Genomic DNA, 703 nt, shown 5'->3' with positions numbered 1-703 from the left:
TTGCAGAAATGGAGAAAGCCAACATAAAAAACAAACCTCAATCAAAAATAATCAAATTAGCTTCAAACCAATAGACTTATGATACCTATCGAATTTACAGAAACAGCTCGTTTACAGGAAGAACTGATTCGTTTAGAATCAAAATTTGAACAAGATGCTCTTAGGGTTGAAAATCCTGAATTTGCTGAACGATTAGAAGCCTATCAGCACTCATCTACAAAATACGAGTTAGAACCCGAAGAGCAATACAAACGTCAAATAAATGACAGTTTTAAAACCGAATACAAGCAACTGGAAGAAGCTCAAATATACTTTTTAGGTTGTTCCAATTCTTTATATACTAATCACTATGAAAGTCGATTAGAAGCTTTTAAAAATTCATATCCTGATGCCCAAGAACACAACTTTATTCACGATGAGTTACAGATATTGATAAACTTTGAACTACCAAACTATTTAGATGTCAATCTGATAAAGTCAATAGGTTACTCAATAGAACGAAATAAAGAGTTTCTGATTAAGAGATTGGAAGAGTTAGAATTTACAGTCAGTTTTTCTATTGATAAAGACGGTTTAGAAACATTGTCAATCAAGACCAATCAGAAAGATTTATCAATAAGTAAACAGAATATTTCCACGCTAAAGTGGAAAGCAAATGTTACTGACTTAGTAGAGTTAGGAATGGCTCTTATAGAAAGTAAAT

1 protein-coding gene is annotated in these 703 nt (G+C 31.7%); it reads left to right on the top strand.

Annotation, left to right across the window (positions count from 1 at the left end; translation table 11 throughout):
- Positions 1–78: 78 nt before the first annotated feature.
- Positions 79–703: hypothetical protein (locus H4K35_RS15950; RefSeq protein WP_182628812.1), on the top strand; the 625-nt coding region annotated here is incomplete at its 3' end.

The sequence above is a fragment of the Myroides sp. NP-2 genome (assembly GCF_014145665.1).
Lineage (GTDB): Bacteria > Bacteroidota > Bacteroidia > Flavobacteriales > Flavobacteriaceae > Flavobacterium.
Note: the sequence above shows the minus strand (reverse complement) of the source record. Positions and strands in the feature narration are given on the sequence as shown.